General features: G+C 63.1%; 14 protein-coding genes and 1 tRNA gene. 6 read left to right on the forward strand and 9 right to left on the reverse strand.

The window, feature by feature from the left end:
• The first annotated feature begins 35 nt into the window (after positions 1-35).
• Complete coding sequence (locus IWX88_RS03715; protein WP_196827282.1) at positions 36-359, forward strand: hypothetical protein; 324 nt, start codon at positions 36-38, stop codon at positions 357-359.
• Here the strand turns inward: IWX88_RS03715 and treZ are convergent.
• Genes treZ through glgX form a run of 3 tightly spaced genes read right to left on the reverse strand, consistent with a single transcriptional unit; the run spans position 356 to position 6,646 of the window.
• Complete coding sequence (gene treZ, locus IWX88_RS03720) at positions 356-2,116, reverse strand: malto-oligosyltrehalose trehalohydrolase (RefSeq protein ID WP_370568154.1); 1,761 nt, start codon at positions 2,114-2,116, stop codon at positions 356-358. The genes IWX88_RS03715 and treZ overlap by 4 nt on opposite strands.
• The gene (gene treY, locus IWX88_RS03725) at positions 2,106-4,427 is read right to left on the reverse strand and encodes a malto-oligosyltrehalose synthase (RefSeq protein ID WP_196827284.1); all 2,322 of its coding nucleotides are present in this window, start codon (positions 4,425-4,427) and stop codon (positions 2,106-2,108) included. Before treY ends, treZ begins: the two co-directional genes overlap by 11 nt.
• Positions 4,427-6,646, reverse strand: a complete 2,220-nt coding sequence (glgX, locus tag IWX88_RS03730) for a glycogen debranching protein GlgX (protein ID WP_196827286.1) — start codon at positions 6,644-6,646, stop codon at positions 4,427-4,429. Before glgX ends, treY begins: the two co-directional genes overlap by 1 nt.
• A 188-nt stretch (positions 6,647-6,834) precedes the next feature.
• Here glgX and IWX88_RS03735 point away from each other — a divergent pair, with 188 nt between their 5' ends.
• Positions 6,835-7,407 carry an ATP-binding protein gene (locus tag IWX88_RS03735; RefSeq protein ID WP_196827288.1) on the forward strand — a complete coding sequence of 191 codons (573 nt, stop codon included), beginning with the start codon at positions 6,835-6,837 and terminating at the stop codon, positions 7,405-7,407.
• Positions 7,408-7,409: 2 nt separating this feature from the next.
• Positions 7,410-8,297 (forward strand): sulfurtransferase, encoded by an 888-nt coding sequence (locus tag IWX88_RS03740; RefSeq protein ID WP_196827290.1) that lies wholly within the window; start codon positions 7,410-7,412, stop codon positions 8,295-8,297.
• 51 nt (positions 8,298-8,348) lie between these two features.
• On the opposite strand, the gene IWX88_RS03745 is transcribed toward IWX88_RS03740, so the two are convergent.
• Entirely contained in the window at positions 8,349-9,215 is an 867-nt protein-coding gene (locus IWX88_RS03745) for a FadR/GntR family transcriptional regulator (protein WP_370568155.1), read from the reverse strand.
• A gap of 214 nt (positions 9,216-9,429) precedes the next feature.
• Here IWX88_RS03745 and IWX88_RS03750 point away from each other — a divergent pair, with 214 nt between their 5' ends.
• The 3 genes from IWX88_RS03750 to IWX88_RS03760 are packed head-to-tail and all read left to right on the forward strand — an operon-like array spanning position 9,430 to position 12,764.
• Complete coding sequence (locus IWX88_RS03750; protein ID WP_196827294.1) at positions 9,430-10,347, forward strand: proline iminopeptidase-family hydrolase; 918 nt, start codon at positions 9,430-9,432, stop codon at positions 10,345-10,347.
• Between the two features lie 53 nt (positions 10,348-10,400).
• Complete coding sequence (locus IWX88_RS03755) at positions 10,401-11,840, forward strand: APC family permease (RefSeq protein ID WP_196827296.1); 1,440 nt, start codon at positions 10,401-10,403, stop codon at positions 11,838-11,840.
• A 3-nt stretch (positions 11,841-11,843) separates the two neighbouring features.
• Entirely contained in the window at positions 11,844-12,764 is a 921-nt protein-coding gene (locus IWX88_RS03760; RefSeq protein ID WP_196827298.1) for an acetamidase/formamidase family protein, read from the forward strand.
• Positions 12,765-12,767: 3 nt separating this feature from the next.
• Here IWX88_RS03760 and IWX88_RS03765 read toward each other — a convergent pair whose 3' ends face one another.
• The 5 genes from IWX88_RS03765 to orn form a co-directional block, all read right to left on the reverse strand.
• Positions 12,768-13,118 (reverse strand): metallopeptidase family protein, encoded by a 351-nt coding sequence (locus tag IWX88_RS03765; RefSeq protein WP_196827300.1) that lies wholly within the window; start codon positions 13,116-13,118, stop codon positions 12,768-12,770.
• Positions 13,118-13,597, reverse strand: a complete 480-nt coding sequence (locus tag IWX88_RS03770; RefSeq protein WP_196827302.1) for a DUF2017 domain-containing protein — start codon at positions 13,595-13,597, stop codon at positions 13,118-13,120. Before IWX88_RS03770 ends, IWX88_RS03765 begins: the two co-directional genes overlap by 1 nt.
• A 37-nt stretch (positions 13,598-13,634) precedes the next feature.
• The gene (gene clpS, locus IWX88_RS03775) at positions 13,635-13,877 is read right to left on the reverse strand and encodes an ATP-dependent Clp protease adapter ClpS (RefSeq protein ID WP_370568177.1); all 243 of its coding nucleotides are present in this window, start codon (positions 13,875-13,877) and stop codon (positions 13,635-13,637) included.
• A 119-nt stretch (positions 13,878-13,996) separates the two neighbouring features.
• Positions 13,997-14,069: transfer RNA gene (locus tag IWX88_RS03780), tRNA-His, on the reverse strand.
• A 198-nt stretch (positions 14,070-14,267) separates the two neighbouring features.
• Complete coding sequence (gene orn / locus IWX88_RS03785; RefSeq protein ID WP_196827306.1) at positions 14,268-14,891, reverse strand: oligoribonuclease; 624 nt, start codon at positions 14,889-14,891, stop codon at positions 14,268-14,270.
• Positions 14,892-14,901 lie beyond the last annotated feature (10 nt).

Genomic DNA, 14,901 nt, shown 5'->3' on the forward strand with positions numbered 1-14,901 from the left:
GGATCAGGCAACCTCGGCGGATCACGCTTGTCTACATGATTGCTCTTCGACTATCGATCGCTTCCGTCGATTCGCCTCTGTGGGTGAACGTCGTGAGAAACAGGTTCGACCGGTGCACGAACGTGCGATTCTCCGACATCGAGTCGATAGTGCTAATTCCGCTCGTCGGGGCGGTGCTCCTCACAGACACCGGCGGTGCATTGACGGTGCACGCGGTGGCTCCCGATGAAAGCACCCTTGTCTTCATCCGGGAGGCCATCACCAACGAGGTCACCGCTGCCGTGCCCGAGACAGCGAGCGGCCATCGCCTTCAACTCGAGTGGGACTACCCAGAACACATTCCTCTGCCGTTTCGCTAGCGCGCGAGGATCGCCGCCGAGCGCGCTCCGAGCAGGATCTCCGCCGAGGATGCTGCGACCGTGTTCGTCGTGGCAAGCAACACGGAACCGCCGTAGGGCAGTGCCACCGGGAAGTCGGCGAAGTTGACGACGATGCTGGTGCCCCGACCATCCGCCCCACTGCGATGCAGGGCAAACCACTGCGCCTCATCGTCGAACTCGGTCGTCAGCCGCGACATTCGTGGGTCGGTGAGATCGGGGCGGCCACGGCGCAGAGCCGCAAGCGAGCGGTAGAGCTGCAGCAGGCGGGCGTGGTCGCCCTCTGCAGGCTCATCCCAGTCGAGCTTGGATCGCGTGAAGGTCTCCGGGTCCTGCGGGTCGGGCACGATGGCCGGATCCCAGCCCACCTTCGCGAACTCTGCGATGCGTCCCACGGCTGTGGCGATGCCGAGCTCGGGTTCCGGATGAGCGGTGAAGAACTGCCACGGGGTGGAAGCGCCCCACTCCTCACCCATGAACAGCATCGGAGTGAACGGACCGGCGAGCGTGAGCACCGCTGCGATCGCCAGTTGGTCCGCATCGAGCTGGGCCGAGAGCCGGTCACCCACAGCACGGTTGCCGATCTGGTCGTGATTCTGGTTGGCGACCACGAGCCGCCACGACGGCATGTGTTCGATATCGATCGGATGCCCGTGGTCACGTTCGCGAAACGATGAGTAGGTGCCGTCGTGGAAGAAGCCGTGTGTCATCACTCGGGCGAGGGCATCCAACCGGGCGAAATCGGCGTAGTAGCCGGTCGTCTCGCCGGTGAGAGCGACGTGAACGGCATGGTGGAAGTCATCGCTCCACTGCGCCTGCAGGCCGTACCCACCGCTGCCACCCTCGCGGGGGGTGATCAGTTTCGGGTCGTTGAGATCGGATTCAGCGATGAGGCTGAGCGGCCGGCCGAGGAACGCGGAGAGGGCATCCGTTTGCTCGGAGAGCTCCTGGAGGAGGTGTTTCGGCGACTCGTCGACAAGGGCGTGAACCGCATCGAGGCGAAGGCCATCAACATGAAAGTCACGAAACCAGCCCAGTGCATTTTCGATGATGTACGCCCGAACCGCCGGCTCATCCAGATTGATCGAATCACCCCACGTGTTCGACGAACCGGAACGAAGGTACGGACCGAACCGCGGCAGGTAGTTGCCGCTCGGTCCAAGGTGGTTGTAGACGACGTCCTGGATCACGCCGAGACCGCGCGCATGTGCGGCATCCACGAACCGTTCGTATGCCGCCGGGCCTCCGTAGGTCTCGTCGACGGTATACCAGAGCACTCCGTCGTAGCCCCAGTTGTGAGCGCCGTTGAATCCGTTGACCGGCAGTAGCTCAACGAAGGCCACCCCGATGGAGACGAGGTGGTCGAGCTTGGTGATTGCCGAATCGAGGGTGCCCTCGGGGGTGAAGGTGCCGAGGTGCAGCTCGTAGATCACACCACCGGCCAGTTGGCGACCCGTCCACCCGCTGTCGGTCCATTCGAAGTCGCTGCTGAAGATGCGGGAGAGCCCATGGACCGACTCGGGTTGGCGACGGCTGCGCGGATCCGGCAGCGGTGTCGGATCGGTGTCGATGAGGTAGCCGTAATCAGTACCCGACAGCCCCTCGGGCGCCGTCCACCAGCCACCCGCGATCGCCGTCATCTCGTGGCGCTCGCCGTCGAGTAGCAGTGTGAGAGTGGAAGCCGTGGGTGCCCAAATATCAAAGGTCATCACTTCAGCGGTCGTCACTTCAGCGGTCATTGTGGGCCTCATCACTCGGCACCAGCAATGCCACCGGATACCGCGCAAGCAGTTCGGACAGTAGCAGTGTGTTGCTATCAAAGATGCGACCGGTGAAGACGTCGGTGACGCGCCGCCCGGGGACGATCAGCGAGGTGTCACCCCACCCGCCGTTGCGCGCGAGTCCGATCGGAAGGCGGGTTGCGACGGTCAGCGCGCCGCCGCGGTCAAAAGCGATGACATGTGTGGCGGCGGATCCATAGGCCGCGATCGCGGCATATCGGGTGAAGAGTCCTGGATGGTCACGACGCAAGCGCAATGAGCGGGCGGTCACGAGCAGCTTTACGGCACCCGAGTCGTCGATCGGTGGCTGCGCTCCGGCGTCGATAGCGGCGAGGTAGAGCTGCCGTGCGTCGAAGTCGACTGGGCGACGGTTATCGGGGTCGACGAGGGAGGTCTCCCACAGCTCGCTGCCCTGATAGACATCCGGAACGCCGGGGGCAGTGAGCTGGATCACCTTGGCCGACAGCGAATTCGACCAGCCCGGCTGTCGCACGGTGTCGAGCAGGTGCTCGAGGATGCCGGCGACGTGCTCATCGTCGAAGGCGGAGTCGATGAGCGCGTGCATGCGCGTTTCGAATTGATCGCTCGGGGCCGTCCAGGCGGTGGAGTTGCCTGCCTCGCGGGCCGCCTTCTCGGCATAGGCGTGCAACCGCTCTCGGCTGGCCGGCCAGGCTCCGATGATCGCCTCCCAGAGCAGCGATTCGAGCGGACCGTCCCCGAGTGGCGCCGCCTCGTGCAGCTGGTGGAGAGCAGCTGACCACTCTTCGGGGATTTCGGCGAGCACGCTGATGCGTGCCCGCACGTCCTCCCCGCGCTTGGTGTCATGGGTGGAGAGCGTGGTGAGGGAAGAAGGAAAGCTCGCCTGTCTCAGTTGCTGGCGGCGGTGGAATTCGTCGATTCCGATCGAGAACTCGGACGGATCTGCACCCACCTCGGTGAGCGATCCCAGTCGCGTGTAGCGATAAAAAGCGGTGTCTTCCACCCCTTTGGCCATCACCATTCCCGACGTCTGCTGGAAGCGGATGGCGGCCGGATGACTCGGATCACTGAGCGTCGGAAGCAGGGCGTCGATGCGCGCAGAGACATCCGGGCGGTGCTCCTTGGCCGACTTCACGGCCTCGTGCAGGTGCTCGATGCCGAGCGGAAGGTAGGAGCGGTAAACCGGGAAGCATGCGAGCAACTCGGCAATGGCATCCGCTGTGCTGTCGCCGGGCTGCGGCAGAGACGCTCCGAGATCACGCTCGATGCGCAGCACCTCCGAGCGCAGGATGCCGTCGGCGACCGCTCGCTTCGTGCTGTGGATGAGGTGGGTCCAGGAAACCGCTTCGGTTGAGTCCCGCAGGGCGGAGTCGAGGGTGTCGAGCGCCGTTTGCCCGGCCGGATCCACGAGCACCCGGTCGACATCCGCGAGAGCGTCGTAGCCGGTCGTTCCCGACGCGGCCCAGGCGGTGGGCAGTTGTTCGTCTGACTCGAGGATCTTCTCCACGAGCACGTAGGCACCCTTGGTGGCTGCCGCGAGCGCATCGAGGTACCGGGCAGGGTCGGCGAGGCCGTCGGGATGATCCACCCGCAGGCCGTCGGCCAGGCCATCGGTGATCCAGCGGATGATCTCCGCGTGCGACTCCTCGAACACCCACGGTGTCTCGACACGAATGCCGGCGAGGCTGTTCACGGCGAAGAATCTGCGGTAGTTGAGCTCGGTGTCGGCCCGGCGCCAGTTGATCAACTCGTAGTTCTGGCGGGAGTGGACCTCTTCCGGCGAGGCTCCGTCGTCGGCGGTGCCGGGAGCCAGCGGGAAGCGGTTGTCGAAGTACGCTAATTCGCCGTCGATGATTTCGAACACCGGATCCGGCTCGTCGCCGAGCACGGGGATGCGCACCTTCCCGCGGCCGAATGCCCAGTCCACATCGAAGGCTTCCGCGTAGCGCGAGTCACGCCCGTGGGTTAGCAGATCCCACCACCAGAGGTTCTGCTTCGGTGTCGCAACTCCCATGTGATTGGGAACGATGTCGATGAGCACCCCGAGACCGAGCGCGCGGGCGGCCGCGGATGCGGCATCCAGTCCTTCTCGACCGCCGCGAGCCGGATCGATGCGCGAATGATCGACGACGTCGTACCCGTGGTCAGAGCCCCGCTCCGCCGTGAGGATGGGGGAGAGGTAGAGCCAGTCCACGCCAAGAGCGTGCACATAACCGGCGATGTTTGCTGCGGCGTGCAGATCGAAGGACTCGCGGATCTGCAGCCGATAGGTGGAGACCGGCACGCGCATCAGTGCGTCTCCGGGATCCGCAGCGCCGCGGTCTGAGATCCGGCTTGCGCGGTCTGAGTGCCGGCCTGTGCGCTCAGCGAGGCCGCAACAGAGTGGTCGATCTCCACCTCGGGTGCGAGCCAGGCCCGCAGCACGACGAGGGATTTCGCCACGACCGGCAGCACATCCGTTGCCTTGCGCGGCTCGGTGTCGGCCAGCTCGCCGGAGGTATCGATCACGATCTCCCACGATCCGGAGAACTCTTCGGAGGGCAGCGTGAAGTCGATCGACTCGTCACCCGCGTTGAAGAAAATGGCGAAGTTGAGGTCGGTGATGCGCTGGCCGCGCAGGTCGCGCCCCCGGATGCCGTTGCCATTGAGGAACACCCCGATGGCGCGCCCGAACCCGGAGTCCCAGTTCTCGGGTTCCATTTCCTCGCCGCCGGGGGTGAGCCAGACGATGTCAGCGAGCGGTTCGCCCGCGCCGCGCCGCACCGGCCGGCCGTCGAAGAACCTCCTTCGGCGAAACGTGGGGTGGTCCTTGCGGAGCCGCGTCACTGCCGCAACGAACTCGGTGAGCGGAGTATCCGCCGCATCCCAGTGCACCCAGGAGATTTCGGAATCCTGGGCGTAGCTGTTGTTATTGCCCCGCTGCGTGCGGCCGAGTTCGTCTCCGTGCAGGATCATCGGCACACCCTGCGACAGCAGCAGCGTTGCCAAAAAGTTTCGCTGCTGTCGGGCGCGCAGGCCGAGTACCGCCGGGTCATCCGTCGCACCCTCCACACCGGAGTTCCAGGAGCGATTCTCCGACTCTCCGTCGTTATTGTCTTCACCGTTGGCGTCGTTGTGCTTCTCGTTGTACGAGACGAGGTCGGCAAGAGTAAACCCATCGTGCGCCGTCACGAAGTTGATGGATGCCACTGGCCGACGACCATCACCCTCGTAGAGGTCCGACGAGCCGGTGAGACGCGACGCAAATTCGCCGAGGGTCGAGGGCTCACCGCGCCAGAAGTCGCGCATGGTGTCGCGATACTTGCCGTTCCACTCCGTCCACTGGGGAGGGAAGTTGCCCACCTGGTAGCCGCCGGGACCGACATCCCAGGGCTCAGCGATGAGCTTGACCTGGGAGACGATCGGATCCTGTTGCACGAGCTCGAAGAAAGTGGAGAGTTTGTCGACGTCGTAGAACTCACGGGCAAGCGTGGAGGCGAGGTCGAAGCGGAATCCGTCAACATGCATCTCGATCACCCAGTAGCGCAGGCTGTCCATGATGAGCTGCAGGGAGTGCGGATGCCGCACGTTGAACGAATTACCGGTGCCGGTGTAATCCATGTAGAACCGTTCGTCGCCTTCGACCAGGCGGTAATAGGCGTGGTTGTCGATCCCTTTGAACGAGATAGTGGGGCCGAGGTGGTTGCCCTCGGCGGTGTGGTTGTAGACCACGTCGAGCACGACCTCGATGCCGGCGTCGTGCATTGATCGCACCATGCCCTTGAACTCCTGCACCTGCTGGCCGCGATCTCCCACCGAGGAATAGCTGTTCTGCGGAGCGAAGAAGCTGATGGTGTTGTAGCCCCAATAGTTGCGCAGGCCCTTCTCGAGCAGCGTTGAATCTTGCACGAACTGGTGCACCGGCATGAGTTCGAGGGTGGTGATGCCAAGCTTTTGCAGGTGCTCGATGACGGCGGGATGCGCGAGCCCGGAGTAGGTGCCGCGCTGCTCTTCAGGAATGTCAGGGTGCAGTGCGGTGAGTCCCTTGACGTGGGCCTCGTAGATCACCGTGTCGTTGTAGGGGACTCGCGGATGGCGGTCACCGGCCCAGTCAAAGAAGGGGTTGATGACGATGCCCATCATCGTGTGGCTGGCCGAGTCCTCGTCGTTGCGAGACAGCGGATCGCCGAAGTTGTAGGCGAAGAGCGACGGGTCCCAGTCGAAGTCGCCGCAGGTGGCCTTGGCATAGGGGTCGAGGAGCAGCTTGTTGGGATTGCAGCGGGTGCCCGATTTCGGGTCGTAGTCGCCGTAGACGCGATAGCCGTATCGCTGGCCCGGCTGCACCTGCGGGAGATAGCAATGCCAGACGTAGGCATCGATCTCAAACAGTTCGACGCGGGTCTCGACGCCGTCGTCGTCGAACAGACAGAGCTCGATCCTGTTGGCGACCTCGCTGAACAGTGCGAAATTGGTGCCGCTGCCGTCGAAGGTTGCGCCGAGGGGGTAGGCGGTTCCGGGCCAGGTTTCCATGCGGTTTTCTCAATTCGTTCAGCTGGTTCAGCGGCTGGTTTCACCGTATCCTGCGGGTGCAGCGAAGGACGAACCGGTGGCGCCGTGGCGAATGGCACAAAAGGTGCCCCGACCGCCGTACTCGACCGCCTCACCCCATCGTGTTTCCCGAGTGATCCCGGCAGTTAGGGGTAGATTCAGGATGCAGTATGACCAGCCCATGGAAGTCCGAACCCGTGCCTAACGCACCAGCGCTGCTCGCACTCATCCGTCTTGCGCGCAGGCCCGTGGTGCTCATCGACGGTGGCTCCGGTTCGGGCAAGACCACCCTCGCTGCGGCCCTCGCTCCTGCTCTCGCGGCCCAGCTCGTGCGGCTCGAAGACTTTTACCCGGGCTGGGATGGGCTGGAATCCGCTAGCGCGGCCGTAGCTCACGACGTACTCAGGCCGAAGAATCCGGGCTGGCAGCGCTGGGACTGGATGACCGAGAGCGCTGCGGAATGGCATCCGCTCGACCCGGCACTGCCGCTGGTGATTGAGGGCTGTGGATGCCTCAGCCGCGCCAATCGCGCACTGGCAACCTGTGCACTCTGGGTCGAGCTCGACGCTCCCACTCGCAAGCGGCGTGCCATTGCACGGGACGGTGACACCTATGCACCGCACTGGGACCGGTGGGCCGCACAGGAACTCAGTTTCGGGCTTCGCGAGCAACCCCGGCTATTGGCGGATGTCATTCTCGACGACGATGACGTTTCGCGACTGGTCGACGGGCTAGCGTGGTGACTATGTCAGCACCATTCATCTCCGTGTCCGAGCTCGCAGCCCTGCTGGATTCTGCGAATTCTGCAGATCCCGTAGCGTCGATGGCTCCAGTCGTGCTCGACGCAAGCTGCGTGCTGCACCCCGCGAAGTTCGACGGTGACTACCGCCGCGATTCGGGCCGAGGGCTGTGGCTCGAGGCTCACATTCCAACATCGCAGCATGTTGACATACCGAGCCAGTTCTCCGACACCTCTGCCACCCTGCACTACACCCACCCCACTGCCCAGGCCATCGCAGACGAGCTCGCCCGTATCGGCGCAGGCAAGACGGATGCCGTGGTGATCTACGACACGACCGGCGGGCTTTTCGCGGCCAGGCTCTGGTATCTGCTGCGCTGGATCGGCGTCGATGTGCGGGTGCTCGATGGCGGACTGGCGGCCTGGAGCGCGGCAGGCCAGCCGACGGTGTCCGGCGAGAATCCAGTACCGATCTCCTCCGCCCCCTGGACTGTGTCGACATCCCTCGATGCCTGGATCACCAAGGACGAACTGGTCGACCGCTCCGAATCGGATGCCCGTCCACTGGTCTGTGGACTGCCCGCGGGCAGCTTTGCCGGTTCCGACCCCTCCCGCTATGCCCGGCGTGGCCGTATCCCCGGCAGCGTCAACGTGTCATCCCGCGACCTGTTCGACGCCGATGGCACCGTGAAAAACGACGGGGCATTGCGCGAGGCCTATGCTGCGGAGGGCGTCACCGGCGCCGAGGAAGTGCTGTTGTACTGCGGCGGAGGCATCTCGGCATCCGCCAGTGCGCTCACGCTTGTCGAGCTCGGCATCACTGCCGTGCGAATCTATGACGGCTCACTCGAAGAGTGGTCCGCAGACGAAACACTGCCGCTCGCACTCGGCTGATCCGTTCGAGCGCGGGAATCATGACCGGGAGACGTCTGGCTGACCGCCCGTTCAGGGAGCTGACTGGCTCGGCACCGATTGCGCCGCCACCGATTGCGCCGGTGCCGACTGCGATAGTGCCGATTGCACCAGTGCCGACTGCGATAGTGCCGATTGCGATAGTGCCGACTGCGATAGTGCTGATTGTGCCAGAGCCGCCTCGAGCAGTTCGAGGTCGATCTTGGCGTGTTCGCGACCGATTGCGCTCGCCTCTAGTGCGTTGCCGCAACTGATTGCCTGCACGAGATTGATGTGATCCACGAGCGCGCGGGCCTCCATCGTTCGCATTCCTTCCGGTGAGCCCCACAGGTGTGCTGGAGCGGCAATGCTGATTCGTGACTCGAGTTCGATGATCACCTCGCGCAGTGTCGCGCTGCCTGCGGCATCGATGATGGCGAGGTGGAGTAGCTCGTCGGCCTTTTGTGAGGGGAGGCCGGAAGCCGCATGCCGGAATTTCTCTAGGCGGTCATGCATCACCTCGACATCCCCATCGCTGCGGTTTTCTGCTGCGGCACCGGAGATCACCCCGTAGAGCCGGCTGAGTGCTTCACTCGTATCGCGAATTGAGTCCCAGCGTGCTGAGAGGGTGCGATGCACTGACGCGCTCGATGATGTAGGCCATTGTTCGCGTACGAATGATCCGCCCTCACGTCCGCGCTGCGTCTCGAGAAGTCCCCGCTCGACGAGACGGGAAAGCGCGGCCCGCACGGTCATCCGCCCCACACCCAGGGATTCAGCAAGGGCACGCTCCGATGGCAGTCGTGCCCCGGGCAGGTATTCTCCGATGGCGATTGCCGTGATCAGCCGGTCAGTGATCTCGTCGACACGTGAGGACGTCGCGATCGGTCGCCTGAGTGCACCCGCCCGATCGTCTCTCACATTCCCACCGTATCGCTGATGGACGCGACTGTCTGCGGTCTGCACCCGCGGCGTGTGCGAATTTGCCTGTGCAGGAGGGCAGGCAGCGCACCCAAATAAGCCGCCAGTGTTACGGCCGTGTAAATTGTCGGCCATTGGTCTTCTCACGAGACCATTAGGCATGCACACTAAACAACAGCAATTCGATAGTTAGTGATTTCAAGGAGTTTTCTGGATGTCGACAGTGTCCCCAATGCTCATTCCGTTCCGTGAGTGGCAGACCTGGGTTCGGGTGACGACTCCTGACGTGCCGCTTGTCGGGGCGATTCCGCTCGTAGTCCTGCACGGGGGGCCCGGGATGGCCCACAACTATGTGCGCAATCTCGAATCGCTTGCCGACGAGACCGGGCGCACGGTCATCCACTACGACCAACTGGGCTGCGGCAACAGCACGCATCTGCCCGACGCACCTCGGGAGTTTTGGACCCCACAACTCTTCGTCGATGAATTCGAAAACCTTGTGCGCCACCTCGGCCTCGAAAAAGTGCATGTCCTCGGCCAGTCCTGGGGCGGCATGCTCGGGGCAGAGATCGGGGTGCGGCAGGTTCCCCAGGTGCAGAGCCTCGCGATCTGTAATTCACCCGCGTCGATGCAGCTCTGGGTTGAGGGCGCCGCCGAGCTGCGGGCACTGCTTCCGCAGGAGATCCAGGATGCGCTCGACCGTCATGAGGCGGATGACACGGTAACCGATCCGGAATACCTGCATGCCACAGAGGTGTTTTATTCGCGGCATGTCTGCCGCCTGGATCCGACGCCCCAGGATCTCGTCGACAGCGAAGCTCAAATGCAGGCGGATCCCACGGTTTATCACACGATGAACGGCCCGAACGAGTTTCACGTGATCGGCACGTTGCGTGAGTGGAGCGTGATCGATCGCCTGCCAGACGTGACGGTACCGACTCTCGTGGTGGCCGGCGAATTCGATGAAGCGACACCCGCCACCTGGCAGCCATTCCTCGACCTGATCCCCGGATCCGTCGGCCATGTCTTTGCCGGGGCAAGCCACTGCACTCACGTCGAACAACCGGTGGAGTTCAGAGCGGTCATCGCTCGTTTTCTCGCGCAGCACGACCAGCAGCAGCACGACCAGTAGCAGCACCACAGCAGCAGTTCCCTCTCCCACCCGTATCAGAAAGAGACTTACCCATGTCGATCCACAGCGATTCCTCGGGCACCACCGAGCTCAGCTCGCAACAGAAGCTCGAGTCCTATGGCTACAAGCAGGAGCTGAAGCGGTCTGTCTCTACGACAGACCTACTCATTTACGGTCTGATCTTCATGGTGCCGATCGCGCCCTGGGCTATCTTCGGCACGGTTTATAACGCCTCAGCCGGTATGGTCCCACTCGTGTACATCATCGGTCTGGTGGCCATGATCTTCACCGCACTCGCCTATGCACAGATGGCCAAGTCCATCCCGTTGGCCGGATCGGTTTTCTCCTACGTTGGACGGGGGATCAACCCGACCTTCGGCTTCTTTGCGGGCTGGGCTATTCTGCTCGACTACCTGCTTGTTCCGACCCTGCTCTACGTCTTCGCGGCAGAGTCGATGATCGGTATCTTCCCCGGTTCAGCACGCTGGATCTGGGCGCTCATCTTCGTAGCGATCAACACCATCGTGAACCTTCTCGGCATCACATCGCTGAAGCTGCTCAACCGCATCTTCCTGGCCATCGAGGTCGTATTCGTGGTCATCTTCGTGATCATCGCGGTTATCGCTCTCAATAACGGCACCATCCCCGGCGCCGAATTCACCACCGCATCGGTCTGGGATTCGGGCAAGGTCACCGGTCCGCTGATCGCCTCCGCACTGTCGATCGCAGTGCTGAGCTTTCTCGGATTCGACGGCATCTCCACCCTTGCCGAGGAATCCACCGGTGGCCGCAACTCCGCGGGTAAGGCCATGATCATCGCCCTGTTCATCGTCGCGTTCTTCTTCGTGCTCCAGACCTGGTTGGCTAGCGCCCTCGCGGGCGGCCGTGCCTCGTTCTCTGATAGTGAGGCCGGTAACGCCTTCTTCACCCTTGTGCAAGCGGCCTCCAACAGCGGATGGGCTACGGCGTTCTTAGTCGTGAATGTGCTTGCCATCGGCATTGCGAACGCAATGGCCGCGCAGGCCGCGACCTCACGCCTGCTGTTCTCGATGAGCCGGGATCGTCAGCTGCCGAAGTTTCTCAGCACGATCAACAGTCGCCAGGTTCCGCAGGCGGCGATTCTCACCGTCTCAGGGCTTTCTGCCATCCTCGTGCTGTTCTTTGTCGGGCAGATCAATCTCATCGCATCGCTTGTCAATTTCGGTGCGCTGTTCGGATTCATGCTCCTACACGTATCGGTGATCGTGCACTACATCGGGCGCAAGAAATCGAAGAACTACCTGCTGCACCTCGTCGTGCCGGTCGTGGGCTTTCTCATCATCGGCTACGTGCTGTTGAACGCGGATGCTGCGGCCAAGATCGGCGGCCTCGTCTGGCTCGTCATCGGCCTGGGTGTGTACCTCTACTACCGCTGGTCGGGACGCAAGACTCCCACCCTCGGGGAGGAGACCGCGGATGTCGTGCCGGCCACCGGAGAGCGCGGCGGGCTGTAGGCCATGGAACACTTTCTCGATAAGAGCCACGGCCAGCCCGGCTTCTCGGCGTCCACTCCACCTGCCCTGCGTATTGCACCGGGCACCGGTGAGCGGATTGGCTTCGAGACGAGTGACGCCGTCTATGCCCAGCTCCACGAGCACCACGACATGTCACGACTCACGGCGCAGATCAATCCGGTGACGGGGCCGGTCTGGGTCGAGGGGGCACTGCCCGGCGACGCGCTCAAGGTCACCATCCACGAGATCCGGCTGAAGGACTACGGATGGTCGGTGAGTATCCCGGGATCAGGCGCGCTTCAGCACGTGATGGGGGCGGAGATGTTCACCCGCCAGATACCGATCGATGCCGACGGTGTGCACGTGACCGATCGGCATGTATTCGCTCCACTTCCCATGATCGGGTGCATCGGCACGGCGCCCGCCGAGGGCTCGAACTCCACACTCTTGCCCTCCTATCCACAGGGCGGCAACATGGATGTCACGGAGGTGCGCCCCGGTTCGATCGTCTATCTGCCGGTGATGACCGAGGGCGCACTGCTGTCGATTGGTGACATCCACGCCATCATGGCCGAGGGCGAGTCATCGTTCGTCGCGATCGAGGCAGAGGGTATCGCGGTCGTCAGTATCGAACTCGTGCCGGGCATGACCCTGCGCGCCCCCCGCATCGAAACCGCAGACGAGTGGATCTTCGTCGGCCTGGGGGAGCCGGTGCAGGAAAGCATCCGTCGTGGCTATGAAGACCTCTTCGGCTTTCTGGTCGACGATCTGCTCTGGGACCGAGGCGATGCCTATGCCGTGCTGAGCGCGGTGGGCCATTCACGGCTCGGCGGCCCCACCGGTGCGGTGGCACCAGACCCACTCCATCCATTCACCGCCGTCGGGGCGGTGACGCTGCACCGACTCCCGAAGAGTGTGCTCTAAGCCTCAGCCCCACCCGAGGTCGTGCAGTTCGTCGTCGTCGATGCCAAAGTAGTGCGCGATCTCGTGCACGAGAGTAACGTGGATCTGATCCTTCAGGTCCTCGAGGTCTTTCGCGATGGAGAGCAGCGGTTCCCGGTAGAGGATGATGCGGTCCGGTAATTCCCCGAACCCGTAGTTGTCGCGGCGGGTGAGGTCGACGCCGTCGTAGAGACCGAGGAGGTCGAGCGATCCGTCTTCTGGACGATCCTCGGTCACGAATACTACGTTCTCGAGCCCGTCGACCATCTCATCGGGCAGCAGGTCGAGTTCGGCGACCACCAGCTTCTCGAACTCCTCCGAGTTGAGTGTCTGCATCAGCGATCCAAGCATTCGACGAGCGAACCCTGCACAAAGCCGAGCCAGTCGTACAGATCGCGCACGACAGCATCCCCTGATTCCACATCGTCGTCGGTCTCGATACCGAGTCTGGCCGCGATTGTCAGCCGGATGTCCGTGAGCGACCGCACCCAGGCCTGGGCTGCCTGCGCATCCACCTTCACCACCGTGGCTGATGTCACTCCGATGGCAGGCGCCAGATCTGCCACGATCCGGCGGGCGTTGGCGCTCTTGCGCACGGCGAGGTCGTCCGCGGTGAACCGGCGGAATTCTGCGGATGCCTCGGCGTCATCCGGGTAGGCGTCAGGAAGCAAGCGCAGCAGCGCGGGATCGCTGTCATACGAGGACCGGTTCTCGAGCAGGTCGGAAAGCTGGGAGGCGAGCAGCGACAGTGTTCCGGCCTCATCCGCACTGAATACTGCGACGAACTGGTGACGAGAGCGGCGGAAGGCTTTCATGTCGTGGCCCTCACGCGTGTGCCTGTTCCCGGGGCCGTCACGCGTCTGCCTTGGCGAGGGTGGCCCACAGCCCGAAGTCGTGCATAGCCTCCACGTGCCGCTCCATCTCCTCGCGGCCGCCGATGGCAACGACCGCGCGTCCGTCGTGGTGCACCTGCAGCATTCTCACGTCTGCTTCAGCCCGAGAGAACCCGAAGTAGCTGCGGAACACCCACGACACGTAGTTCATGAGGTTGACCGGATCGTTCCACACGATGGTGACCCAGGGCGAGTCGAGCATGGTCGACTCGACCAACTCGGTCTGCTCGAGAACATCGCTCATAGATCAACCCTCACACATGCAGAATGGCCTCGCGTAAACACGAGGCCATTCTGTGCTGCACGCCCTGCAACTCCCTGGGTGACCGACGGGGCTCGAACCCGCGACATCCGGCTCCACAAGCCAGCGCTCTACCAACTGAGCTACGACCACCATGCGTGCCGCCCACGATGATTCGCGACCGACACAACCCGTAAAGCATATTACAACCCGGGAAGTTTTATCGCAGCAGGGCCGGGTCGCCGCGAGCGTGGCCCGCGCTCACCCCCGGGTGTCACCTTCGCAGGTTCTTCGTTCCGTTGACCCTGCGAAGTTGACACTTCGGACCGGTCATTCGGGTTCAGCGAAGGGCTAGGAGAGGTGCGGCAGAAACTTCTCGACGACGGATCCGGAGATCGCTTGTAGGTCGTCGGTGGTGGGGCCGGGTTCGCCGACAAACACGGCCTTGCGGTAGTAATCGAGCTCGCGGATCGACTCGAGAATGTCGGCGAGTGCCCGATGCCCGCCATTCTTAGCCGGAGCATTGAAGTACACGCGGGGGAACCAGCGTCGGGAGAGTTCCTTGATCGACGAGACATCGACATTGCGGTAGTGCAAATGATTCTCTACGCGCGGCATGTATTTGGCCAGGAAGGTGCGATCGGTGCCGATGGTGTTACCGGCGAGTGGGGCGTGCTGCTCGGCAGGGATGAATTTGAGGATGTACTCGATCACCGCGAATTCGGCGTCGGCCAGGCTCACGCCATTGGGGATGGCGTCGATAAGCCCAGACTTAGTGTGCATGTCGCGCACGAACTCACCCATGTTGTCCCATGCGGCCTGATCGGGTTTGATCACGATCTCGAAGCCGGGGTCGATCAGGTTGAGGTCGAAGTCGGTGACGACGACGGCGACTTCGACAAGCTCGTCGATGCTCACGTCGAGGCCGGTCATTTCGCAGTCGATCCAGACGAGGCGGTCGGTGTTTGCTGACATCCGTGAATTC

Source organism: Frigoribacterium sp. CG_9.8 (assembly GCF_015751965.1).
GTDB lineage: Bacteria > Actinomycetota > Actinomycetes > Actinomycetales > Microbacteriaceae > Lacisediminihabitans.

Bases quoted from the DNA above. Each gene is read 5' to 3' on its own strand.
- IWX88_RS03760 (WP_196827298.1), top strand. From the start codon at position 11,844: ATGGAACACTTTCTCGATAAGAGCCACGGCCAGCCCGGCTTCTCGGCG.
- treY (WP_196827284.1), bottom strand. From the start codon at position 4,427: ATGCGCGTGCCGGTCTCCACCTATCGGCTGCAGATCCGCGAGTCCTTC.
- IWX88_RS03735 (WP_196827288.1), top strand. From the start codon at position 6,835: ATGACCAGCCCATGGAAGTCCGAACCCGTGCCTAACGCACCAGCGCTG.
- IWX88_RS03740 (WP_196827290.1), top strand. From the start codon at position 7,410: ATGTCAGCACCATTCATCTCCGTGTCCGAGCTCGCAGCCCTGCTGGAT.
- glgX (WP_196827286.1), bottom strand. From the start codon at position 6,646: ATGGAAACCTGGCCCGGAACCGCCTACCCCCTCGGCGCAACCTTCGAC.
- IWX88_RS03750 (WP_196827294.1), top strand. From the start codon at position 9,430: ATGTCGACAGTGTCCCCAATGCTCATTCCGTTCCGTGAGTGGCAGACC.
- IWX88_RS03755 (WP_196827296.1), top strand. From the start codon at position 10,401: ATGTCGATCCACAGCGATTCCTCGGGCACCACCGAGCTCAGCTCGCAA.
- IWX88_RS03770 (WP_196827302.1), bottom strand. From the start codon at position 13,597: ATGAAAGCCTTCCGCCGCTCTCGTCACCAGTTCGTCGCAGTATTCAGT.
- IWX88_RS03765 (WP_196827300.1), bottom strand. From the start codon at position 13,118: ATGCAGACACTCAACTCGGAGGAGTTCGAGAAGCTGGTGGTCGCCGAA.
- treZ (WP_370568154.1), bottom strand. From the start codon at position 2,116: ATGACCGCTGAAGTGACGACCGCTGAAGTGATGACCTTTGATATTTGG.
- IWX88_RS03715 (WP_196827282.1), top strand. From the start codon at position 36: ATGATTGCTCTTCGACTATCGATCGCTTCCGTCGATTCGCCTCTGTGG.
- clpS (WP_370568177.1), bottom strand. From the start codon at position 13,877: ATGCTCGACTCGCCCTGGGTCACCATCGTGTGGAACGATCCGGTCAAC.
- orn (WP_196827306.1), bottom strand. From the start codon at position 14,891: ATGTCAGCAAACACCGACCGCCTCGTCTGGATCGACTGCGAAATGACC.